This is a genomic window from Pseudundibacterium arcticum (assembly GCF_042646465.1).
GTDB lineage: Bacteria > Pseudomonadota > Gammaproteobacteria > Burkholderiales > Burkholderiaceae_D > Undibacterium_A > Undibacterium_A arcticum.
Genome location: NZ_JBHRTP010000011.1, coordinates 1 through 22,695 on the forward strand (window position 1 = coordinate 1; position 22,695 = coordinate 22,695).

At 55.0% G+C, this 22,695-nt stretch carries 23 protein-coding genes and 1 pseudogene; 9 read left to right on the forward strand and 15 right to left on the reverse strand.

The features are described 5' to 3' along the window. Positions 1 to 124: 124 nt before the first annotated feature. From ACFOFO_RS04990 to ACFOFO_RS05000, 3 genes are all read right to left on the reverse strand, one after another. The gene (locus tag ACFOFO_RS04990; protein ID WP_390331001.1) at positions 125 to 1,111 is read right to left on the reverse strand and encodes a Vgb family protein; all 987 of its coding nucleotides are present in this window, start codon (positions 1,109 to 1,111) and stop codon (positions 125 to 127) included. A gap of 507 nt (positions 1,112 to 1,618) precedes the next feature. Continuing rightward, the gene (locus ACFOFO_RS04995) at positions 1,619 to 4,366 is read right to left on the reverse strand and encodes a UPF0182 family membrane protein (RefSeq protein WP_390324528.1); all 2,748 of its coding nucleotides are present in this window, start codon (positions 4,364 to 4,366) and stop codon (positions 1,619 to 1,621) included. A gap of 648 nt (positions 4,367 to 5,014) precedes the next feature. Continuing rightward, positions 5,015 to 5,692, reverse strand: a complete 678-nt coding sequence (locus ACFOFO_RS05000; RefSeq protein ID WP_390324526.1) for an IS6 family transposase — start codon at positions 5,690 to 5,692, stop codon at positions 5,015 to 5,017. A gap of 453 nt (positions 5,693 to 6,145) precedes the next feature. On the opposite strand from ACFOFO_RS05000, the gene ACFOFO_RS05005 reads away from it, so the two are divergent. After that, a complete protein-coding gene (locus tag ACFOFO_RS05005) occupies positions 6,146 to 7,066 on the forward strand; it encodes an ATP-binding cassette domain-containing protein (RefSeq protein WP_390324525.1) in 921 nt (306 codons plus the stop codon). A 2-nt stretch (positions 7,067 to 7,068) separates the two neighbouring features. Next, positions 7,069 to 7,830 carry an ABC transporter permease gene (locus ACFOFO_RS05010; protein ID WP_390324523.1) on the forward strand — a complete coding sequence of 254 codons (762 nt, stop codon included), beginning with the start codon at positions 7,069 to 7,071 and terminating at the stop codon, positions 7,828 to 7,830. 82 nt (positions 7,831 to 7,912) lie between these two features. Here ACFOFO_RS05010 and ACFOFO_RS05015 read toward each other — a convergent pair whose 3' ends face one another. From ACFOFO_RS05015 to ACFOFO_RS05030, 4 genes and pseudogenes are all read right to left on the reverse strand, one after another. Beyond that, positions 7,913 to 8,461, reverse strand: coding sequence for a short chain dehydrogenase (locus ACFOFO_RS05015; protein WP_390324522.1), 549 nt, complete (start codon positions 8,459 to 8,461; stop codon positions 7,913 to 7,915). 347 nt (positions 8,462 to 8,808) lie between these two features. Continuing rightward, complete coding sequence (locus tag ACFOFO_RS05020; RefSeq protein ID WP_390324520.1) at positions 8,809 to 9,111, reverse strand: HU family DNA-binding protein; 303 nt, start codon at positions 9,109 to 9,111, stop codon at positions 8,809 to 8,811. A 356-nt stretch (positions 9,112 to 9,467) separates the two neighbouring features. Beyond that, a pseudogene (locus tag ACFOFO_RS05025) lies at positions 9,468 to 9,807 on the reverse strand (transposase); the annotation flags it as partial. A gap of 39 nt (positions 9,808 to 9,846) precedes the next feature. Then, on the reverse strand, positions 9,847 to 10,269 hold the full coding sequence (locus ACFOFO_RS05030) for a hypothetical protein (RefSeq protein ID WP_390331003.1): 423 nt from the start codon (positions 10,267 to 10,269) through the stop codon (positions 9,847 to 9,849). Between the two features lie 587 nt (positions 10,270 to 10,856). On the opposite strand from ACFOFO_RS05030, the gene phaP reads away from it, so the two are divergent. The 4 genes from phaP (at position 10,857) to ACFOFO_RS05050 (ending at position 13,277) form a co-directional block, all read left to right on the forward strand. Beyond that, positions 10,857 to 11,411 (forward strand): TIGR01841 family phasin, encoded by a 555-nt coding sequence (phaP, locus tag ACFOFO_RS05035; protein WP_390331005.1) that lies wholly within the window; start codon positions 10,857 to 10,859, stop codon positions 11,409 to 11,411. A 559-nt stretch (positions 11,412 to 11,970) separates the two neighbouring features. Then, entirely contained in the window at positions 11,971 to 12,318 is a 348-nt protein-coding gene (locus ACFOFO_RS05040; RefSeq protein ID WP_390331006.1) for a hypothetical protein, read from the forward strand. Between the two features lie 8 nt (positions 12,319 to 12,326). Then, positions 12,327 to 12,857 carry a hypothetical protein gene (locus ACFOFO_RS05045; protein ID WP_390324514.1) on the forward strand — a complete coding sequence of 177 codons (531 nt, stop codon included), beginning with the start codon at positions 12,327 to 12,329 and terminating at the stop codon, positions 12,855 to 12,857. Between the two features lie 216 nt (positions 12,858 to 13,073). Then, complete coding sequence (locus ACFOFO_RS05050) at positions 13,074 to 13,277, forward strand: cold-shock protein (protein ID WP_390324512.1); 204 nt, start codon at positions 13,074 to 13,076, stop codon at positions 13,275 to 13,277. 284 nt (positions 13,278 to 13,561) lie between these two features. On the opposite strand, the gene ACFOFO_RS05055 is transcribed toward ACFOFO_RS05050, so the two are convergent. The 4 genes from ACFOFO_RS05055 to ACFOFO_RS05070 form a co-directional block, all read right to left on the reverse strand. Then, entirely contained in the window at positions 13,562 to 14,212 is a 651-nt protein-coding gene (locus ACFOFO_RS05055; RefSeq protein WP_390331008.1) for a Bax inhibitor-1 family protein, read from the reverse strand. Further along, positions 14,209 to 14,544, reverse strand: coding sequence for a hypothetical protein (locus tag ACFOFO_RS05060; RefSeq protein ID WP_390324509.1), 336 nt, complete (start codon positions 14,542 to 14,544; stop codon positions 14,209 to 14,211). The genes ACFOFO_RS05055 and ACFOFO_RS05060 overlap by 4 nt, the downstream gene beginning before the upstream one ends. A 29-nt stretch (positions 14,545 to 14,573) precedes the next feature. Then, positions 14,574 to 14,789, reverse strand: coding sequence for a hypothetical protein (locus ACFOFO_RS05065; protein WP_390324508.1), 216 nt, complete (start codon positions 14,787 to 14,789; stop codon positions 14,574 to 14,576). Between the two features lie 319 nt (positions 14,790 to 15,108). After that, complete coding sequence (locus ACFOFO_RS05070) at positions 15,109 to 15,732, reverse strand: hypothetical protein (RefSeq protein WP_390324506.1); 624 nt, start codon at positions 15,730 to 15,732, stop codon at positions 15,109 to 15,111. 782 nt (positions 15,733 to 16,514) lie between these two features. Here ACFOFO_RS05070 and ACFOFO_RS05075 point away from each other — a divergent pair. Then, positions 16,515 to 16,943: an antitoxin Xre/MbcA/ParS toxin-binding domain-containing protein gene (locus ACFOFO_RS05075; RefSeq protein ID WP_390324504.1), complete on the forward strand. Its 429-nt coding sequence runs from the start codon at positions 16,515 to 16,517 to the stop codon at positions 16,941 to 16,943. Next, complete coding sequence (locus ACFOFO_RS05080; RefSeq protein WP_390324502.1) at positions 16,944 to 17,405, forward strand: RES family NAD+ phosphorylase; 462 nt, start codon at positions 16,944 to 16,946, stop codon at positions 17,403 to 17,405. It abuts the gene before it with no gap. Positions 17,406 to 17,503: 98 nt separating this feature from the next. Here ACFOFO_RS05080 and ACFOFO_RS05085 read toward each other — a convergent pair whose 3' ends face one another. Next, positions 17,504 to 19,168 (reverse strand): FAD-dependent monooxygenase, encoded by a 1,665-nt coding sequence (locus tag ACFOFO_RS05085; RefSeq protein WP_390331010.1) that lies wholly within the window; start codon positions 19,166 to 19,168, stop codon positions 17,504 to 17,506. 102 nt (positions 19,169 to 19,270) lie between these two features. Here ACFOFO_RS05085 and ACFOFO_RS05090 point away from each other — a divergent pair, with 102 nt between their 5' ends. After that, on the forward strand, positions 19,271 to 20,176 hold the full coding sequence (locus tag ACFOFO_RS05090; protein ID WP_390331029.1) for a LysR family transcriptional regulator: 906 nt from the start codon (positions 19,271 to 19,273) through the stop codon (positions 20,174 to 20,176). A gap of 95 nt (positions 20,177 to 20,271) precedes the next feature. Here the strand turns inward: ACFOFO_RS05090 and ACFOFO_RS05095 are convergent, their stop codons facing one another. The 3 genes from ACFOFO_RS05095 to ACFOFO_RS05105 form a co-directional block, all read right to left on the reverse strand. Further along, positions 20,272 to 20,697, reverse strand: a complete 426-nt coding sequence (locus tag ACFOFO_RS05095; protein ID WP_390331012.1) for a cupin domain-containing protein — start codon at positions 20,695 to 20,697, stop codon at positions 20,272 to 20,274. A gap of 67 nt (positions 20,698 to 20,764) precedes the next feature. After that, complete coding sequence (locus tag ACFOFO_RS05100; protein WP_390331014.1) at positions 20,765 to 21,829, reverse strand: branched-chain amino acid ABC transporter permease; 1,065 nt, start codon at positions 21,827 to 21,829, stop codon at positions 20,765 to 20,767. Beyond that, positions 21,826 to 22,695: a branched-chain amino acid ABC transporter permease gene (locus ACFOFO_RS05105; RefSeq protein ID WP_390324492.1), complete on the reverse strand. Its 870-nt coding sequence runs from the start codon at positions 22,693 to 22,695 to the stop codon at positions 21,826 to 21,828. The genes ACFOFO_RS05100 and ACFOFO_RS05105 overlap by 4 nt, the downstream gene beginning before the upstream one ends.

The window sequence follows — 22,695 nt, forward strand, 5'->3', positions numbered from 1 at the left end:
TTTTGCCATGCAACATTCTTTCATAAAAAATGTTGCACTTGGAATTCGAGCGCGCCTCTGCTAATAATGCGCGAATAATCGCTAATGACGATATCGGCCGAAAGCATTGCCCCATAGCGGCGGCTTATTCGATCACCCCCAGCTTGCCGCTGTGGCTGCCCATGTACCATAGGCGTCCCTTGGCATCGACAATCATTTTGCGTATCCCTTCATTTTTTGTCGGCAGCACAAACACACGGAATTTTTCCGTGGCGGGATCGAACAGCGCGACGGTATCGGTGGCGATTTCATTCACCCATACCTTGTCCGCACCGTCGACCGTCACCGCATACGGATTGCCGCGCGGTCCGGCCGGCATATCGTAGCTCTTGAGGGCTTTTGCGGTCTTCGCATCGATGTGCGTTAGTTTGCCATCGCCGTAGCGCGCCACCCACAAAGTGTTGTCGGAGGCGGCGGCAATACGGCGCGGCATTGAGCCGTGACCCAGATCGAGCTCCGTCACCTGCCCGGTGCTGGCATCAATGCGGCCGACGCGCTGGCCGCTTGCCTGGCAGAACCATACGTTGCCGTCGTGATCCATTGCCAATCCGTAGGGGCCGTCGCGCGCGGTGAATTCCGTCATTTTTTTGGTCACGCGATCGAAGCGGGTGACCTTATCGGCCGACTGGTTGGTGAACCATAACGCATTGCGTCCATCGAAGATGATGGTGTGCGGACTCCCACCGGACGGCGTCTTGTGCGCGATCATCGGGCCTGGCTGACCCTGTTTGAATGGGATTTCAAGCAGTGTGCCATTGCCGTTGCCGGTCATCCAGACCGTGCCTTTTTCATCGACCACCAAGCCGTGCGGCTTGGTGCCTTCGGGCAAGGCCCATTCATCGAAGCTCCGGGCAGCAGGATCGAAACGTGCCAGCTTGTCGCCGTGCATGACAGCAATATAGATCCGGCCATCCGGCGCAGCGGCCGGGTCGCGTGCAAATTTCGGCGTCGGCACCGGCCATTCGGATATCTTGCCCCTCGGCTGCGAGGTGCCGGGTGTCACGGTGTAGTTGGAGCCGCCTGCAGCCGCCAGTGCGGGCAGCAACATCAAAATCGATAGAAGGGTTCGCATCGTGCGCTCCTTTCAGGCGGTGAATGGCTCTTGCGTCCGATGCTGCCAGCGTCTGCAGCGCAGACTCCGAACATGCGCTTATCTCTGACTTAAGGCAAGCTTCTCTTGCGTCCGGATTGGCTACTAAATCTCGATCACCAATGCTCGATGCGCATTCGCTTCGGAAAGTAGTCACTCCACATTCCCGTAAAAGTCGCCGGTGATACCAGTGCAAAACTCACCAGCGTTTCCGATCGAAATCCACCACTATTATGAATCAGCTCCTCGCCAGCTGTCTCTGATCGGCCAGTTCCGGTCACTGGCAGGGCGGTGAAAATTGCCGGGCTGAGGGTCCGCAGCACTCCCGATAACTGACGTTGGCGAAAACCTTCCGAAATCCCGCTCCTCGGCCAATCCGGACCTTCTCGACCAAGTGCTAACCATCAACTGGCAACGTCCGCTTTCGGAAACGGAACGCGTACTCCCGACACATTGGGTTGAGTAGACGCTCGTTTAAATACACTCAGGTCACCTCTGATCCTCGGAACGGCCGGCACCGAGCGCCTCGAGCAGCGGCCGGAGGGCATCGAGTTCCGAGCCGAAACCGCTCCAATCTCCCGCCTTCAATCGCTCGATGGCGCGGTCATAATGGGCGAGTGCCTCGCGGGCGCGCGCGTCCGCCATGCCCCGGGGCGGCGATGCTACCGGGGCGGTCCCCTTGAAGAGCGCCGCCAAGGCTTCGCCCAAGGTCTCCTCCATCACCACACGGTCACCATAGGTGGCGATCACCCGCTTCAACTCGGGCAACTGACCGGACGCCGCGCGCAAGTAGAGCGGGGAGACGTAGAGGATCGAGCTCTCGATCGGCACGACCAGAAGATGGCCGCGGATGACGCGCGAGCCCATCTGGTTCCACAGCGAAATCTGCTGCGAGATCTCGGTATTCTGCTGGATGCGCGCCTCGATCTGGAACGGCCCATAGACCAGCTTGTCCTTGGGGAAGGTGTAGACGATGAGCTTGCCGTACTCGGGCGGATCGCAACGCGCCGCCAACCAGGCGATCATATTCTCGCGCTGGCTGGGCACCATCGGCAGCATGAGGACGAACTCGGCGCGCGGCTCCCCAGGGAGCCGCATGATCATGTAGTAAGGCGTCATCGGCGTGCCGGGGGCATTCCCACCATCGATGCCGGCCAATCCCCGGGGGAACTGCCAGAGATCCTCGCGATTGTAGAAGACTTCCGGCGCATCCATATGGTAGGTGCGGTAGAGTTGCGCCTGGATCAGGAACAAATCCTCGGGGTAGCGGATATGCTGCTGCAGGTCTTGTGGCATCGCCTCCAAAGGCTTGAATAGACCCGGGAAGATGCTCTGGTACGTCCGCAGGATCGGATCGGCAGGATCGCTGACATAGAAGTCGACCGTGCCGTTATACGCATCGATCACCACCTTGACCGCGTTGCGGATGTAATTGGCGCCGTCGCCGATACGCGGCTGGGCGTAGGGGAACCAGCGGCTGGTGGTATAGGCGTCCTGCATCCAGAAAAGGCGCCCGTCGCTCGCGACGATATAGGGGTCATGGTCGAGGCTGAGGAACGGGGCGATCGTGCGTACCCGGTCCTGAATGTTACGGTGGAGCAGGATCCGGCTCTCGTCCGTGATGTAGCCGGTAAGCAGGATGTTGGGATCGTCGAACTGCCAGGCGAAGAGGCTGCGTCGCGCCATGCTGCCGATGGCGACACCGTCGCGCCCGCTGTAAGTGGTGTAGACGTTGTCCTTTCCCATGGGGTAGTCGAATTCGGGTACGCTGCCCTTCACGATGACGTAGCCATGACCGCCTCCACCGAAATAGAGGCGCGGTTCGTGGATGGTCGGGCCGCCGTTGGCGACGGGCGGAATATCCTGCAGATAGAGGGAAGGTAAACCTTCCGTGGATTTCTCGGTGACCGGCGACATCACGACGCCGTTGCCGTGGGTGAACAGGAGATGCAGGTTCACCCAGGTCTGGGCGTTCGCCGGAAGCATCGCCGGCTCCAATTCGCGCGCCGACAGCATCACCTGCCGGTAGCCGGCGTCAAGCCGGTAGCGGTCGATGTCCACGGAGAGGAATTTGTAGTAGGTCCTGATCTCCTGCAGCTGCGCGTAGGTATCCATCAGCGGCTGCACATCCCACAGGCGGACGTTGTCGATGGTCGCGCGATTGGCCTGGAGCGAGGCGAGATTCAGCCCCTGCTCGGCCGGAAACGGTTTTACCGCGATCTGCTCTAGGCCGTAGGCCTCCCGCGTCAGCGCGATATTGTGCTCGATATAGGGCGTCTCCAGCTGTAGCTCGCTCGGCTTGACATAGAAGCGCTGGAACAGCGCCGGGTAGATCAGGGCGAACACAAACGAGCTGCCGAACACCAGCAGCACCGAGGCGGCAGGAATTCGATAGCTCCGCCAGCGCATATTGGCCCACGAGGCGACGGATGCGGCAGTGGCAAGACCGACGAGCAGCCACAGGACCGGCAGCTCGACGTGGACGTCCGTATAGCCGGCGCCGACCACGACGCCGTTGTCGCCGTAGAGCAGCAGAAAGCGGTCGAGCCCGTAGGACCAGGCCTTCAGCACAAAGAATAAACCGAGCAGTGCCGAACCATGAGCGGCGGCGGCGGGCGAGAGCCCACGCGGCGACTGCCCGAGCGCGATGTCGCCGCGCACCCCGTAGACCACGCCTGCAACGACCGCGCTGCAGAAGAGCAGCTGCAGCAGCCAATTCTTGAGCGCAACATAAGCGGGCAGCGAGAAGAGATAGAAGCTAATGTCCTTGCCGAAGATCGGATCGCGCTCGCCAAAGGGCACCTGGTGAAGGAAGCGAAGCGCCATGTCCCAGCTCGAGATTTCGAGGGCTGCGATAACCAGCCCAAAGAGGACGGCGCCGCAAGCGATGCTGGAGCGCCAAGGAATGCGCGGCGCGACCTGGTCGGCCAGTTCGCTTATTACGACGAAAAAGGCTGCTTCCGCTTGCGAGGTACCGAGGCTCCTCGCGTAACGATGCGCCAGGAACCCCGACACCCATATAGCGCCCGCCGAGGTGGCGAACACGGCGACAAACAGGAGCGCCTGGGCGGAAAGGACCGTCCAAAAAATATCGACATAGCCGATCGAAGAAAACCACAGCCAGTCGACCAGGACGCCAGTGATGCGCCCGACGACGATCAGGCCGACGACGACGACGACCGCAACCGTGATTGCATTGCGTCTTAAGCGCACGCCGGACCTCACTTGCGACCGCATCGATCCTCCTTTGCTGGGCCGTCACCCATGGCCGGCTGGACCGGACCATTGTGCACCGCTGATCTGCCAGGAGCGTGGCTGAACGGGTTATCAATGCAACGCTCATAGCCGGCGCGCAGCGAGGCAATGACTTGCGCCAGAAAACGCCAGATGAATGATTGTAGCCCAGTGAACCAGGAGGCGGTACGCTCGCCGCCAGACACTCCCTCAAGACCGGCTTGTGTGATGTCTCACTCGGCGCCCGGTTTGTTTGACCTTCCTGCAAGTTTCTCGATGTGCTCAAAAATGCTAATCGCGTCGTTGTTCAGGAGCCGGCTGTGAACCGACAGTTCTTGCGACGAACGATGTCATATCAAGTCAGATTCCGAAGCTGGCAAGGATTGTGAGTTCGACCTCATCTATCACTTCGAGGTCGGCGAATTCCCTTGTTGGAAGACGTACAATCTGTACACCGTCAACGTCGATAGTTCGGGGCTCAGGCGTATCACCAATGAAAAGGAATATCGCCCCAGTCAGTTGTTCTGGATTCACCGACCCGCGCCAGGTCCCACATGTTTTACCAGGCAATGGACGTTCGCGCTGAGGCGCGAAACGGTTCTGTCGCAAATTTTTTGATGGGGCGAGGAAGAGATCTGGTTTAGAACTCGCTTATGCAGCCAAAGCATAAAATTGCTGCGCAGGCGTAAGATCACCGCGGTCTTGCAATTGGCCCTTACGAATCATGTGCATGATTTCGATGCCAGCCAAGGTATTTTGGGCCGACCGAAAAGATCTAAAACCGAGCATCGGCCTGATGATGCGCTTGACTGCTCGATGGTCCTGCTCAACAATATTATTCAGATACTTGATCTGACGGAGTTCAATTTCCGGATTGCCTGCCGTGTTGTAGCCCTCGATTGCTGCAGCATTTGCCCCGCTCTTGTCGATGGTGATTTTCTCTGGAACACCTTGATAGCGGATTGCCTTGGTCAAGAAGCGCGAGGCTGCTTTCTTATCCCGTTGTGCGGTGAGCAGGAAATCGATCGTTTGGCCGTCTTTATCGACCGCACGATACAGGTATTTCCACTTGCCCTTGACCTTCACGTATGTCTCGCCCATCCGCAAGCTGGTGCCCACAGCCCGCTTACGCCGCACAAAGGCTTGCTCCAGCTGCGATGAGTACTTAACCACCCAGCGGTTAAGCGTGGAATGATCCACCTCTACGCCACGCTCTTTCAGCATTTCTTCTAAATTGCGATAACTGATTGGATATGCCACGTACCAGCGGACACCCCACAGAATCACTTCCCGCTCAAAATGACTGCCCTTGAATTCGATCATCGCCATTCCCTGCCTTTTCAAGGAACAGAGATTACCAACAATTTGACTTGACCGAAAATTTGCGACAGAACCGGCAGTTGAGCTTGCTCGAGAACGAAAGTGGATTGCGCGCTCGCCCTTGTTGGGCAAGGACGACCAATGAAGGCAGTCTGTCTGGCCCGCGGCGTAGCGCGCTCCAATCTCCACGCTCGGTTCAATCGCAGCGATGATTGGGCCGATGGCCGCACGGCACGGGTACGCAATCTGGTTCTGTCGCATTAAGCGCAGTCATCAAGGCGTTCGGGTAGGCTGCATCCGTTGAAACTCTCAGGATAACCGACATGCGGGACATCAAAAGGATGCGCTTTCCGATCGACGTTATTCTGGTGTGCATGATGTTACTGTGCGCGAGCGACTTATAGCGAGTCGCGGGGGCGACTTTAGAATGCATGACAATCCGGATTTTTAGAAGGAAGCCGAGTGCAACCGATCATTTCTATCAAAAACCTTACCAAGACCTACACATCGGGTTTCAGTGCGCTGAAGAGCATCAGTCTGGAGATCCAGCGAGGAGAAATCTTTGCGCTGCTGGGCCCGAACGGAGCCGGCAAGACGACGTTGATCAATATTATTTGCGGGATCGTCAGTCCAACCCAGGGCACGGTACTTGCTGACGGTCATGATGTGGTGCTCGATTATCGCGCCGCGCGATCCAGAATCGGCCTTGTTCCACAGGAACTGGCTACCGACGCATTCGAAAGCGTATGGGCGACGGTAAATTTCAGCCGCGGCCTTTTCGGTAAGCCGGCGCATCCGGGCCATATTGAAAAGGTGCTCCGCGATCTCTCCCTATGGGACAAGAAGGATGCGAAAATCAGGACATTGTCGGGCGGCATGAAGCGCCGGGTCATGATCGCAAAGGCCTTGTCGCACGAACCGCAGATCCTGTTTCTCGACGAACCCACCGCCGGCGTCGACGTGGAACTGCGCCGCGATATGTGGAAGATGGTCCGCGGCCTCCGCGAAAACGGCGTGACCATCATTCTCACCACGCACTATATCGAAGAAGCGGAGGAGATGGCTGACCGCATCGGTGTGATCAGGAACGGCGAGATCATCCTGGTCGAAGACAAGGTGGTTTTGATGGAAAAGCTTGGCAAGAAACAGCTGAAACTGCATTTGCAGCATCCGCTGTCCCGCATTCCCGAAGGACTCGGCGGCAACCAGCTCGAGCTCAGTGCGGACGGCAACGAGCTTATCTATACTTTCGATGCGCAAAGCGAGCAAACGGGGATCGCAAGCCTGTTGCGGCAACTGAGTGAGCATGGTATCGACTTCAAGGATCTGCAGTCCAGTCAAAGCTCGCTCGAAGAAATTTTCGTCAGCCTAGTGAAAGCATAACCATGAACATTCACTCTATTCGCGCGATCTACGTGTTCGAGATGGCGCGCACCGGGCGAACGCTAATGCAGAGCATCGCATCACCGGTAATTTCGACAGCGCTTTACTTTGTTGTATTCGGCGCTGCGATCGGTGCGCATATGGTCAACATTGACGGCATCAGTTACGGCGCCTTTATTATCCCTGGCTTGATCATTATGTCGCTGATGACGCAGAGCACCGCCAACGCCTCCTTCGGCATCTACATGCCGAAGTTTTCCGGCACCATTTACGAAGTTCTCTCTGCACCTATTTCCAGCGTTGAGATTGTTGGGGGCTACGTCGGTGCTGCAGCCACGAAGTCGATCATTCTCGGGCTGCTGATTCTGGCTACCGCGTGGCTATTTATCCCGTTCGAGATTGCGCACCCGCTGTGGATGTTCGCGTTCCTAGTACTAATTGCCGTGACGTTTAGCCTGTTTGGTTTCATTATCGGCATCTGGGCCGACGGTTTCGAGAAACTACAGCTGATCCCGTTGATGATCGTAACACCACTGTCTTTTCTCGGAGGCAGCTTTTACTCGATTAGTATGCTGCCGCCTTTCTGGCAAAAGATTGCATTATTCAATCCGGTGGTTTATCTGATCAGTGGTTTTCGCTGGAGTTTTTATGATGTTTCCGACGTCAACGTGTTGATCAGCGCCGGTATGGCATTAGCTTTCCTAGGACTTTGCGTCGCGGTGGTCTGGTGGATATTCAAGACCGGATATCGGCTCAAAGCTTGAAAAGTGCAGGCGCACCATGTGTGTCGCTCGCCTGCGCAGTTGGGAGGTGGCAGGCGTCTGGACTCGCCAAGCAGGATTCCCGTTACGCACCGAAGGTGCGAATTAGCGGATCCTTGTCGGGGTCGCGACCCATCGCTTCGAGGGTCTCCGACACCCATCCAGGGCTAACGACATTTACGCGAATCATGCCTTGCAGTTCAAGTGCCGCCGCCCGACCAAACGCCTCGATGCCAGCGTTCACGGTGCTCACTGCAGCACCGGGCATTGGGTGTTGCGCGAGCAGGCCACTGGTCAGCGTAATCGAGCCGCCCTGGACTATGTACGGAACACCATACCGGACCAAGTTGGCCTGGCCCATCAGCTTATTGGCAAGGCTGAACGCAAAATCATCGTCGGTAATGGTAATCAACGGAGCGAATTTCGCTCCGAATTTCGCTGTGCCCGCCACACAGACCATGGCGTCAACCGTGCCCACTTGTTTGTACATCGCCAAAATTGACTGCTTGTCGGAAATGTCCACAGAGACCGCCGAGCCCTTACGGCTGGCACCTATCACCTCCCGCTCAGCGGACAACAGACCGACAATTTCTTTTCCAAGGAGCCCTGCGGCTCCAACGACCAGTATGCGCATACCTCCTCCTGATGGTAGATGATGGACCTCGGCCTACAGCTCCAGAGCCCCAGCTGGCTTTGAAGACGAAACAGCCCGCCTACCTTATGTAGCATAGACACAAATGGATATCCCGCCATCGTAGATAGGAGCCGACGTGGCCAAGCCAGATAATGCTCGGCATCCGGTGGCATCGAATCTGACAAGAAAAAACCCGCGAGAGCGAAGCTCAACGCGGGTCTTGTATGAAATGTCGTCGTCGTATTTTTAACACGTAAACATTAGCTTTACCCCTAGGCGCGACGTCCAAGGCCTACTTGATACTCACTGCATCAGCGCCCTATCAAGCACCTTATCAAGCTCGCGCTCTACTTCCCTGCTCTGCGCTTCGCCGCTTTCGGGTCGACAGCATCCTTGAAACCTGCGCCCGGTACGAACTTCGGGACTTTGCCGGCCGGAATCTTAATTTTCGTGCCCTTGCTCGGGTTGAATCCAGCGCGCGCTGCGCGGCTCATCTGCTTGAAAGTGCCGAAGCCGACAATACCGACGGTATCGCCTTTCTTGACGGTGGCAACAATGGTCTCTGTGATAGTCGCAATGATGCGCGCGGCCTCAGCTTTCGACAGTTCATGTTTGATTGCAATCTTTTCAGCGAGTTCTAAGCGATTCATGTAAGACCTTAAAGGAAAGAGTGACCCGAGGCCACGGAAATGGCTGGATGCATGAAATGCAATGCCAGAGCCTATTCTCTCGCATCTGTTTGCCTGCGGCAAGCAGCGATAGCCTTACAGGCGACTGCCGGCAGCAGCTAACATGCGCGTTACCTGACAGTCGTAAGCGTTGCGGCTGCACCGTTCTTGACAATGGCGCCCGAATAGCTGCAGTGAATTAGTCGGTTCGAACACCGCGCGCGCGTCCATTGTGGATGATACGGAAGTGTAGCCGGCGCCGGCGAATATGTGCTCCAGCAACGCGACGTTTGCTTCCTGATCATCGACGATCAGTATCTTCGCTTTCAGGATATCGGAATCTTGTCGTCGAAGCTGGGCCAGGGGGTCTGATGTTTGCCAATGAGCTGGGGCTCGAAGCTGCCGTCGCGGTCCCGTGGAATCTTGACGGGCAAGGCGCCAAAATCGCCTTTGAGCGTTTTGGCGCTGCTGCCGTTACGGGTGTTGCCGCTCTCGTTAGCCACGGCTTCATGCTGTCGTGGCCCACGTGGGCAGCCAGTTCGGCTTGCAAGGCGCGTTCCACAATGGCTTTGGTAAGCTGCTTTAAAATCCCGTTCTCGCCGATCAGGTCTTCCGTTTCTGGTAATCGGCGAGCAAAAGATCGATCAGGTCGGGTTGTACCACTTTGCGTTTGGTCATATTTTCCTCGTAGGTGGCAATGTCCTGCCAAATGACCGATTACACAAACTTCAGTACACCCCCGACTATTTTCCATGAGATGACATCACCACCGGAAATCTTGTCCTGAATTCGTTCAACCTCTGCCAGCAGGTTCAGCAATTTCTCTAACCATGGATAGCGCTGATAGCGTTGTGCTTTGTTCTTTGTATCCAGGTCAGCGATGCACTGCGGGGTCAAAATGCGTGGCTGTGTCCTGCTGCATACCCCGCCATGAAGTTGCGCGCGGTTCCCGAGATAAGCCATCGCACACTGTCGTTTGTACGCGCCGACCGCACCATAAGAACTGACAAAATCTTTGTTGTCGTAGTGACCTGTGATGTGATGTAAATAGGCCTTCCAGTCCCCCACACGAATGTCAATCGTCACCGCTTTGGGATAGACGTCAAGCACCAGGTCGTTTGAGTAAAGTACCACTGACACACTACCTCCGGTGCCACGCTATTGAATTGCCATTAAATTCTTATTCATTCCCGCCCAGCGTTCGTTTCAATAGTTGTTGCCATCCCCGCTTTGCCTCTCATTCCATCCTAACCTATCCTATCGGAAACCCCGGTTTTCTCGTACTGGGTTAGCGGCAATCTTAGCTTCCGTTGCTTTTTTAAGACGATTCATTTCGTCTGCCTTGCCCGGCGCCTACCATCACCGCCCTGAATGCTTTGCTGAATGACGCCTTGAGCAATATCGCAGACGAACAGGGCAACGAGAAGGCGATTCCTGATTTGCCCCTCTTACTCGTACGAGCACAGAATCCCGGAGTCGCGCTGTCCCCGCCCATAACATCGAAATAGTTGCTTCCAGCCATCAAAAACACAAGGGCCAGCGGGTCGATCTGCGACGCAAATAGATCCATCATTCCCCCTATCGCAGAACGCATAGATTGCCTAAAAAACAACAAGTAGGCTTGGGAAAAACCGTTAGACACAATCGCATGGACGCCCTATGATTTGCTGCCCCGCACAAGATGTATCCGGTGTCAGCGCAGTCAAATCCCTACCCCAGGAGAAGTCATGTTTTCGAATACAGAACAATATACGTCTGCAAGCAAAGCCTTTTTTGAATCCCAGCTCGCTGCATTGAGCGCGCTGACGAGCATCGCGGTGCACGGAACAGAAAAGCTTGTTGCATTGAACATGGAAGTTGCCAAAGCATCCGCCGCGGACACGGCAGCCGCAGCGAAGGACTTGTTGGCAGCGAAAGACCCGCAAGCCTTCTTCTCGCTGGCAACTGCATACACCACGCCCAACGCAGAAAAAGTTGCTGCCTACGGCCGTCAGTTGACGGACATCGTGTCCGCCACGAAAGCGGAGTTTTCCAAGGTCGCCGACGCGCAAGTCGCCGAAGTCCAGAGCAAGATAAGCGCCTTGGTGGACGACATCGCAAAGAACGCGCCAGCCGGTTCTGAAAACGTGATGGCAATGCTGAAATCGTCCGTCGCGAACGCACATGCCGGTTACGAGCAAATGAACAGCGCCGCAAAACAAGCCGTCGAAGCGACGGACGCCCATGTCACCGCAGCCTCGGACCAGTTGACGCAAGTCGTCAAAAAAGCAGCGGCGAAATAAAAAACAAATTGCCAGTATTTGAACGGGCCGCGCTTGCGGCCCGTTTTCTTACTATATGGCAGAACACCGACATTTCTCAATATTGAAACGTCTCGTCAAGAACGCGCACGTTCAGAACGAGCACTTTCCGCGAGACAGGTCACGGTGCAGGTCCGTCAATTGACAGGTAACGCCCCACAGCGATTTGCTGGCAGTCGAATATATCGCGGTTGCGGCGCACGGGCACCGTGACGCCCAACCCTGCGCTCAGCGGACCGCCGGATTGTATTCAGAGACTCGCTGCATTGCGTCGATGGTGGATGGTCTGGAGCCAGGCATTTCATTTGCAATTATTGCGATCCCACTGCCACGGAATGCGAGCCGTGGCTGATAAATGCAAGCTCATTTGCAGATAATGTGAGCCAGCGTGCTCTATCAGTCGCAGTTAATCTGAGCCAAAAACGGCGTCAAATGGGAGCCCGGTCGTTTTCAAATGCGATCCGTTACAGCTAGGCGAAGCAATGCACACTTGATTCTGTGCTACACTTATCTATGTGTACACTCATTAGGGGAGACCGTCATGGCAGAAACTGTTAATTTTACCGGGGCGGTGGACCGCGAGTTGCTCAAGCGCGCCAAGATCATTGCCGCCAAGTCGGATACATCGGTCAACGCATTATTCAATGCCGAACTGCGTTATCTGGTGGAAACTTTTGAAGCGGCAGAGGCGTCGGACAATCAGAATTTCAAAACGCTGCTGGATTTCTCGTTGGGACGCGCGGGCGATCATGTCGCAATGACTGCCTTGGGGATCGACAGCCAGGAAGATCTGTTTTTGTTGATGGCGCAGGCACACCTTCCTATGCCGCGCTTGCCGGAACCCACGACGCAAAGCATGGTGGACAGCCTTCACGCATTAGCGCCGTAATCGGGCGCATGAACGCCGACACAACAATCCTGCTATTGCCGGATGCAGGGCCACTCATTACGCTGGCCTATGCGGATGCGCTTGATGCGCTATTCAGGCCTGGATGGTCAGTGCAAATCGTGGACATGGTGCTGCATGAGGTCACGCGCAATCAGACACCCACAAGCCAAGCTATCGCGGCGTGGGTCAAAGCGAATAAGTTGCATGTCGTGCCCACCAAAACACTCAAGCACTTCCAACAAGTGCAGACCACCGGCGCTACGGCCCCGAGAAAGTCGAACCTGGGCGAACTCGCCATACAAGAAGCGATGAGCGACTTCGCGCTGATCGATCCACCGCCTACCGGTGTATTCCTGTTTGAAGATCACAAGATTGCCCGTACCGCCTTTCTGTTGCCGGACAGTTGCCGCAAAGTGAGTACGCGCGCTTTTCTGATATTTCTGGAACAAAAGGGTTGGCTGGAGTCGGCGGCAGAAGTCGAGCGCAGAGCTATTCTAAATGGACGCAATTTTTCTCAGTTGCGATTTCCGCCTGCGTGATCTGACGTAACACCGGGGATGTCAGGGCAATCGGTAACGATGGGTAAACCCTGGGCTTCGCCCTATCAAAAAAGCAACCTTTACTGCAATACTGCGCGCTATACTTATCTCAACACGTTTCGAGATTAAGTCTGGGCGGAGTTCGAACGTGCCGGAGGGCGGGTAATGTTTTTTTACCAACTATCGCTCATGTATTCAATTTTTGAAAGACGCATTATGGCAACCGGTACAGTAAAGTGGTTTAATGATTCCAAGGGTTTCGGATTTGTCTCACCAGATGACGGCGGTGAGGATTTGTTCGCCCACTTTTCAGCAATCACCATGGACGGCTTCAAGACCCTGAAAGAAGGTCAAAAAGTTCAGTTCGACATTACGCAAGGCCCTAAGGGCAAGCAGGCTTCGAACATCAAAGCTGCTTAAGGCCCGAACTGCCTTCAGCCCAATCTTGGCCCCCAGGTCTGTTTCAAAAAAACTTGTTCGGGCCAGTCGGTTAATGTGCTGTTGACGCTCGCGCAGAATTGAGCCATATGCTCAATCTGCGTTGACCAGTGCTTGGCTCTCGCGAAACCATTGAATGCAGGTGTTCGGAGTAGCCAGCCGGGTCACTCGAAAATGCGCATACTGGATACAACGTAAAGATGTCGCCGGCACAGAAAAGAGCCCGCAACGTTTCCGGGTGCGGGCCCTAGGTGCGGTTCGTTCAGTTAGTCGCGCGACCCCGTTACAATTCGAAGCATCGCCAAGAACATGTTCAGGATATCCAGGTACAGGCTAATGGTCGCCATGATGTAGTTCGTCTGGCGGCCGGCGATGATATTGCTCGTGTCATACAGGATATAGCCGCCGAAAATCAGCACGCTGACATAAGCCAGCCCCAAGCTCAGCGCGGGTGTCGGGAAAAACATGCCTACCAGGCTCACCACCAGCAATCCGATGAGTGCAACCATCAGGAAGCCGCCCAGGAACGCGAAGTCCTTCTTGGTCACCTGCACGTAGGCGGAGAGTCCAAAAAATGCAGCCCCTGTCGCTAACAGCGCCGTGCCAACAATTTCTGAGCCGTGTGGCAAGCTCAGGTAGTGATTCATCGTTGGCCCAAGGCTAAAGCCCATCAGTCCGGTGAACCCGAAAACCAGTAACACCCCGGCACCGCTGTTGCTGTAAGCGCGAGTCGCAAACAAAAGGCCAATTGCGAGCACCATGATGCCCAGCATGCCCAAGCCGCCTACCGGAAAAAGCATGCCAAGGTAGGCAGTCAGCGCGCTCCAGATGAGGGTCAGCGACAACAGCCGATAGGTGTTCTGCAGCACCGTTGTTCTGGTCGCTACAGCGCCAGAACCAAAGGTCGTATCAATCATGATGTTTCCTTGTTATACAAATGTGTTTCGGCAGGCGGATTGCTCGTGTTCGTGCTGATTATATGCATTTTTTGAATCGCGTGATTGAGGGCGTCGTCTACGCCATCAAGACGGTCGAATGCCTCCTGGACGACTTTTGCAGGCCCCTTCACCTTCCCTGCCATTGCAGTATCAACATAGAAGACACTGCCCACAGGGCCATACGATTTCCTGGATTGAGTGGCCAGTGCAATGCCAGCTCGAAGATAATGCATCTTGCCACCGTCGGCATCGATATCGCTCTGACGTATTTTCAGCACGCCAGCCGGGTGCACGCTTTCTATTTGCCGCAAATCGGTTCTTGCGGCACCTTTTCGCGAGATTACACTTCTTCAAGCGTAAGGTCCCCCACGCCTTTACCCACGGCGCGAGCAATATCGACCAGAAGCTCATGGAGGTTGGCATACTGCTTGCCCTTCTCGATGAGACTTGTCCTGTCCACGCAGCTCTCGTCCGTGATAGAAACAACCTGAAAAGTCCCCCCAGCCCCGGCTCCCTTGCCCGTGGCTCGGTCAAGCTCAACTTCAAAATGGGGCATCTTTGGCTCTCCCCTCAATCAATAAAAGCATCTTTACCTTGATTTCGTCCCATGTAAGAGCTATCCATGGCGTTCGGACCCGCAACCGTAACCGGGTTCCCCCGTCGCCTTGGCATCTGAAATTACCCACATTTTATGTGGATAGCATTGTGGATAACTGATGCTGGCAGTGGACAAAGCTATTGCCAGCAAGGGATGCGAGGGTGTGCAAGTATTAATGGCAGGAACGTGAAAGACCAATTTTTGTTGCCTGCTTGAGCTTAAGGGACTCCCCGGCGCGCCTGCCTGCCTCCGCAGCAGAGCGGCCGACTAGCCGAGACTACTGCAGCTTTTCCGCGGCAGGTCTGTTCTCGCAAATGAACGCTAGCGCGCTTCGCAAATCGTGAAACGAGACTGCAGGATGGACGCTGCTCAACACCTGCGCTTTACCGTCTTTGCTCAGATTCAGCCAGTTCTTATCGCGAATCTTGGCGCCCTGCAACTTGATACGAAACTCGTAACTCCCGCGCTGAGGTGTCAGGAAAGGCAGTACAGTCTCGATGCCTTCCAGTACCTGCTCCACTTGCTCGACCTGGTTACGGACCATCCTTATTTCGGTGACATACTGCCCGGTCTTTGGATTCATTGGGCCTGTCGCGCCCATGCAGAACGGGGACAAAGCCTTGTCCAGCAGGGCCCAAGACCCGGCCGCATGCTTGTCCAAAGCGACGAGTAGCGTGTCCCACCGAGGTCCCTCGTCACTGACTTTCCTTTTGGACGCGACGGCTTCTTGCTCGACAATAATTTTTTCTATGTCCCACGCTTGGCGGTCCTCCAACAACTTTTTGTTGGCACGTTCCTGCGCTTTCGTTCGGGGCTTTGCGGTTTTTGTGAGGGGTGCACCTTGCTTGAGGCGAGGTTCCTGCGGGGCGTGAGTGGCCAATCGAGACTGGGTAGTCGGCATATCGCGTTCTCCGTCGCAAAGGGTCCATATTATACAGGTCGCGCGGCGCTCTAGCGCAACGCGCTCACTCTTGTCAAGAGGAAATCCTTATGCCGCGTTTCTTACTTTCGTCGCACTGTGGGCAAACATGGCACCAACACAATTTAGTGGCCGCCGAACATCGCGTTGAGCTACACCCGCCAAATTCCTGTGTACGAAAAAAAGCCCGCTGCTAAGAGCGGGCTAAATCCAATTCTTGGAGGAGATTGGAGGAGACAGATGAATTATGGTGCATTGCCGCATATATCGCTAATTTTAATTTGACATGATAGATATCATATTCATGAATAATGCTCAGCGCCTGTATGGTGAGAAACTACGCACTCGATTCCGCAATGCGCTTTGGAATAATCCCCATTTAGAATGTTGGCACATCTACGTCTTTACGTAGAATGTTGGCATGCCTGTGTCAGCGTACACAATAGAACCACCATTTTTCGACAAATTACCAATATGTTATTGGATGGATTTTGTAGACGAAGACGATATGTGGTGGTATTCATCTGTCCGCGCGCTCGCTTTTACAATAGTTTACGCGGCGACCCAACGAAATGGCCTGTCTCGAATTACTCGATGCTCTAATCCGTTCAACACTGGACAATCCAGTATACCTATTGCCGGGCGGACCTCATGACTTGGCACACAGCTGACGTTGTATTGCAGATCTTTCACGACAGGTATTCGGCGATTTTATCGTGTATCATATGATTTAATTAAACATATCAATTGATACTTGGTCAATCATGCAAATTGTTACACCAGAAAAAATTGCCGCGGTCATGTCGCTGACACCGCCGCCACACTCTTTTTCCGAACTCGACTACATGGTGCGTCGCGGGCTGCCGAAATCGGCACTACGCGTCAGCGTCGATCACGTCGGCCGCAACACGGAAGAGCGTACCGCACTGCTGTATAGGATCATCGCGGAAGCGACGTACAAGCGTCGCCGGGATCGTCTAACGCCAGATGAGTCCGAAAAAGCCGAGCGCCTCGCGCGCGTGTTCGCCACTGCTGAGCATGTCTGGGACTCTGAAGTTGACGCCAGGGAATTCCTGCATACACCCCACCCTCTCTTGAACAGCCAGACTCCGCTCGATGTGTCGATGACCGAGCTTGGTGCGCGCCGCGTCGAAGAGTTGCTATGGAAGCTGTTCTATGGGCTGCCGGCGTAAATGCGGATCTATCGGATCGCTGATAGCCGACACCCGATATGGGATGGCTCCGGTGCCCTGCTGATCGGCGGTCGCTGGAATAGTCCAGGCAGACCCGTAATTTACGGCTCTGCAAGCTATGCCGGCGCCATGCTCGAGGTCCTGGTTCACGCACGCATCGGCAAACTACCGAGAACGCATGTGTTTGTCGTTGCCGAGACCCCGGTCGATGTCCCCATTGAAGCGCTGTCAGTCGAAAAGCTGGCAGCGGGATGGGACGCAAGCGACAGCCGCACCGCGCGCGAAGTTGGCGATCGCTGGCTGAGTGAATTGAGAAGCGCTGTGCTGATGGTGCCGTCGGTGGTCGCACGCGAAGAGATGAATGTAATCGTGAATCCGCTGCATGCGGATGCGGCGCGGATTGTTGTGTCAGAAGTGAGGCCGGTGATCTGGGATGATCGCTTGTTTTCCGGAGGGCGCTAGAATGACGACTGACAATACAAAGGGCTTGGTAGATGCTTGAAAATCAAGATACCCACAGCAACGCCGCGCCCAGTCAGCTGCTGGCGATTGCGGCCGGTTTAGTCAAGGATGCCAACACGTTCACCAACACCGCCCATGGTCGATACGTACTGGTCAGTGAAGCCGTACACTCGCCATGCGACATGCTGATCAGGGCGTATCAGCGCGAAATCTGCCTGGTACAGATCACTGATTGCATCTTCGCGGATATGAACCAGCGTCAAATTTGGCAGCAACTCGCGCATATCGATTAGCGCAACCGCGCCCGTGTTATCGCGGTTCAGGCATAGCAAGGTGAAGCCTTGGCCGAATTTGTCGTACAGCGAGCTGCCGTCTTGCAGCCAGCCATGCGGCGCCCGATGTCCCGGCCTGGCGCTGGCCTGATAAAGATTCGCGCTATCCGGAGTTGAAGGCCCTGCTTCAGCTCTTACCAGTGGCGACTGTTCGTAGCGCGTGCCCAGATGCACGCCGGGAATGACGAACTCGTGATAAGCATGAAAGGCAAGATATTGGCCAACCGCTTCGCGCATCGCGTCGCCCTGCGCGCCGTCGATGAAGGTCTCTGCCGGCGGTTGTATGTGACCGATGCTATCGGCGAACTTCCTGGCAAATTCCGTGTTGCGCAGTGCAGCCGGATGGCGTTCCGCATGATAACTGTCTGCCAACGCCGAACCAGCGTGTCCCTTGACCAAGGCTTCCAGTTTCCACGCCAGATTTGCCGCATCTTCGATGCCAGTGTTATAGCCGAGGCCGCCGGTTGGCGTAAATAAGTGAGCGGCATCGCCGGCCAGGAACACACGTCCGGCACTGAAGCGTTCTGCCACCAGTGCATAGCCGGCCGTCCATGACGAATTGCTTTTGATCTCGAAAGGAATATCGGCGCCGATCGCGGTGACGATCCGATCTCGAATTGCTGCCGGATTGGCCGCTTCGCCATCGCGTAGCTGGATATTCATGATGAAATGACCATGGCCGTCAATTGCGATCAGCAGTGCGCGCTGGGTCGGGCTGAAAGTCCAGTATTGCCATGCAGGGGCACGCTGGGTAACGCTGTAGAGCGTTGGCGCATAAAAATAGACGGCATCCATCTGCCCGCCCATGAACTCGCGCTTCTCACCGGCCACGCCGTCATAGCGAATATTCAGTGCCTTGCGCACGGAGCTGCGCGGGCCGTCGCAACCGATCAGATAACGCGCTCGTACGGTACGTGTGTGCGCCTCCCGATCCGCCGTGGCAGCAAGGGACACCAGCGCGGTCACGCCTTCATCATCCTGCATGAAGCTGTCTACACATGCAGAAAAATTGATGCTGCAGGCTGATTGCTGATGTGCTGCGTTTAACAGGATGGGTTCAACATACAGCTGCGAACAACGGTGTGGCGGCTCAGCTGTCGGCCAGGTGAATGCACGCTCCTTTGCCCACCGCTCGGAGATTCCCGATGCCGGTTGTTTCAATCTCGCCAGCTCATGTTGCGCAATGGATGTGAAATAGGCGATATCGGGTGCATAGTCCCTTGGCAATCCCGCTGCGCGCACCGCATCGGAAACGCCAATACGACGGAAATGTTCCATGGTGCGCGCACTGTTCGCATTGGCAGCCGGATGTTTGCTCGTGCCAGGCTTGGTATCGAACAGTTGCACTTTGACGCCGCGCTGACCAAGCTCCGCTGCCAGGAACAAGCCGACAGGACCGCCGCCGACGATAAGGACATCGCAATCGAACACGTTAAGTCTCCTGAATTTTTATTTATTGAGACGGATGCTAATCTTCGAACAGATATAAATCTATATAATGAATTTCATATTAATTATGAATACGGTGCATTTATGATTGGTCCGGATCTTAATTTTCTGTACGTCTTACGCGCGTTGTTCGAAGAAAAATCGGTGTCGCGCGCGGCAGATCGCCTTGGTTTGACCCAACCCGCGGTAAGCCATGCCTTGGCCAGGTTGCGCACCCTATTCCAGGACGACTTGTTCGTGCGCGCAGGGGCTGTGATGGCTCCCACCCCTACCGGCGAACGCATTGCGCTAGGCGCCTTGCACGCGCTGGAGGTGATTCAGCAAGACATATGGGATGCGAAAGCATTCGACGCACTGACGACGACCAGAACCTTCTCGGTCTGCCTGAGCGACATGGGCATGATCGTGCTGCTGCCTCGCCTGCTTGCCGCGCTACGCGAACGTGCTCCGCACGCGGCATTAAAACCCATTCAGGTACCCTCACTGGAGCTGGCGTCGGCATTGCAAGACGGTGCGATTGACCTGGCTATCGGCTATCTTGGAAAGATGGGCGACAGTCTCTACCAGCAAGCGCTGTTTCGCCGATCACTGGTAGGTATAGTTCGCAAGGGAAAGCGCAAAAAGCCGGTGATGACGCTTGAACAATTTATCGAAAGCAGACACGTATTGGCAGGAACGCTCGCGCTCTCCAATCAATTGCTGGAGGATGAATTGCGGCAGCTCGGAGCGCAGCTTAAGGTCGGGGTCAGTGTGCCCTACCTGCTGACAGTGCCAAGTCTAGTTGCAACATCGGATTTCATCGCTTGCGTGCCTAGTGAGCTGGCCGAGTTATTCTCACGCCTGGCAGATATCCAGATGTTCGAGCTTCCGGTGCGATTGCCGGATTTAACGGTCAAACAGTTTTGGCACGCCCGTTATCACAACGATACTGCACATCGGTGGTTTCGCGGCCTGGTCGCCAACACGCTGGGTGACGGGACAGTCAAATAGCCGCAATAGAGGTAAATCAGGGAGAGTAGCACTGACCCGCGCGCTCATCGCAAAATTTTTAATGCTCTCTACGCGGCGTTGCAGATTTTGTGAAATTATTTCCAATGATGAGGTTTTGGCACCGCACAAGGCCCGTCAACTTCGACACTTGCAAAATTCGCCGGTCCAACCACCTCAAGGTATTCCATGTCTGGAGAGTAATCGAAAAGAAAATGCCGGAGCCCTGGCGTCTGATGTACGCAGTCTCCTGCGGATACGAGCGCTTCTTGATCGCCGTACATGAAACGCGCCCAGCCTTTCAACATATAGACGATTTGAAAATCCGCAATATGGATGTGCCACCCTGTACCCTCCTCCGGCGTCGCATTTGCTTTTACCAGGTGCGCAATTACACGACCGCCGGTGGCATCCTTAATACCAAGGTCTCGATAAGTGAAGAAGTCTCGCAAACCACCGGCGAGATACGGTGTATCCGATGGCTTAACGTGGGAAAATCCTGTGGCAGGTTGACTGTGTTCCATAATGAATCTCTTCCGTATTTAATAAAATTTATAACACACGCTCTATCGACGATTAAGGTGCGCAGATTTATAGGACGCTTTTAAATTTTCCGTCATTACTGTTCAACATTTGGGAACTTGCTGCAGAGGAAGGTTCAATTAAATGTACCCGCCGCTGCACAGGGAAAAACCGCAGATCGAAACGTTGCTGTATAAATCCCCAAATTCCCTTGGGCCATTTGATCATCACGATGATGGCGACCAAGCCCATCACCATCAGGTACCAACTCCCGTAATCCGACAACATCTCGCGCATGATGAAGAAAATCACAGCCCCGAGGATAGGTCCTTCAATAGTACCGATTCCGCCAATGACTACGATAAAAATTGCAGACACAACCCAACTCAAGTCGAATGCGGAATTGGGCGCAATACGAAGTACGTTCAAATAATAGAGCGCACCGACCAGACCGGACCCGAATGCCGAAAGCACATACACGTAGAACTTCACTCTTTCCACGTCTACCCCTTGGCTTTCCGAGGCCGCTTCGCTATCCCGGATCGCAGTTAATGCAACCCCGAACCGGGAGCGGAGTAGCCAGTAGATAAGGGCGATCAAACCTATTGCCATCGCACTTGCGATCCAGAATGTGATCGACTCACGGGTCGCTTTAGGGATACCACTCATGGCCGTTAAACTTTGACCTGACCCGCCCCCCACGAGCGGCACATTGGAAATCGCCAGCCGGTAGACCTCTGCCACGACCCAGGTACCAACCGCAAAATAGCCTCCGCGTAAGCGAAAAACAATTTTTGCCGTCGGCACGGCCAATATCGCAGCAATGATTCCGCCAACAAGCACTGCGATAAACGGATTCATATTTCCATGGTTTGCCATCAAGAACAGCCCGTAGCCGCCTATCCCGACAAATGCTTGCTGTCCTATTGAAATCAAGCCTCCGTATCCCGCCAAAAGATTCCACATCTGCGCAAGAACGAGATAACACATGAATTCCACTAAAAGACGCAATGTGCTCGAGTCAGCCCAGAATGGAAGGGACACAAGCAGTCCGCAGATAGCCGCACCGAGTAGTAAACCGATGCGACTCGCCGTTGTGCTGCGCTCAATGACATAGTTAATGGAAGTTTTCATGATTGTGTTTTTGCGAATAGCCCGGTCGGCTTGAATACCAACACCGCCAGAAAGACTAAGTGCCCGACCAGGATACCCCAGCCTGGATTGAATTTGTATCCAATGCCCTGCGCGACACCGAGCAGAACGGCGCCAGCGAAAGTTCCCCAAAATGAGCCGAGACCGCCGATTACGACCGCCTCGAAAGCATAGAGGAGGAAGCTGGGACCCATGTCGGGGGTAAAGGAAGTCTTAATTCCCAGGAAGACTCCGCCTACAGCCATCAAAGCAAACGCAACGCCCATGGCTAGCCCATACACATGGCGGTTTTTAATACCCATCAGTTGTGCGGTTTCCTGATCATCCGACGTCGCTCGAAAAGCCATGCCGAGCGAGGTCTTTTTGAACAAAAGCGTCAGGCCAACCGTAAGGCCGACGGCGGTTAGAAAAGCAATGAATGGAAACCATCCAATCGCAAGGTTTTCCCCCAGATGAAGACTTGCCGTCGCCAAGTCGCCCACGTTAAGCGATTTGGCGTCAGCAGAGAAGCCTTCCAGCAACCCGTTCTGGATGATGATTGACATGCCAAATGTCACAAGGAGCGGTGGCAGGATGTCGGGACCGAGCGTGCGGTTGAGAATAGTCCGCTGCAGGAAATAACCCAAGGCAAACATAACCACCACGACGATCGGCAGCGCTACAAATGGATGTACTCCGCTTGAAGTCACAAACACCAGCGCGATGTATGCGGACAGCATGATGAAATCACCATGGGCGATGTTCACCAACCGCATGACGCCATAAGTTAATGACAGTCCAATGGCGAATAATGCATACAGGCCGCCGGTCAATATGCCTTGAACCATCGTATCAATCCATTCGATCAT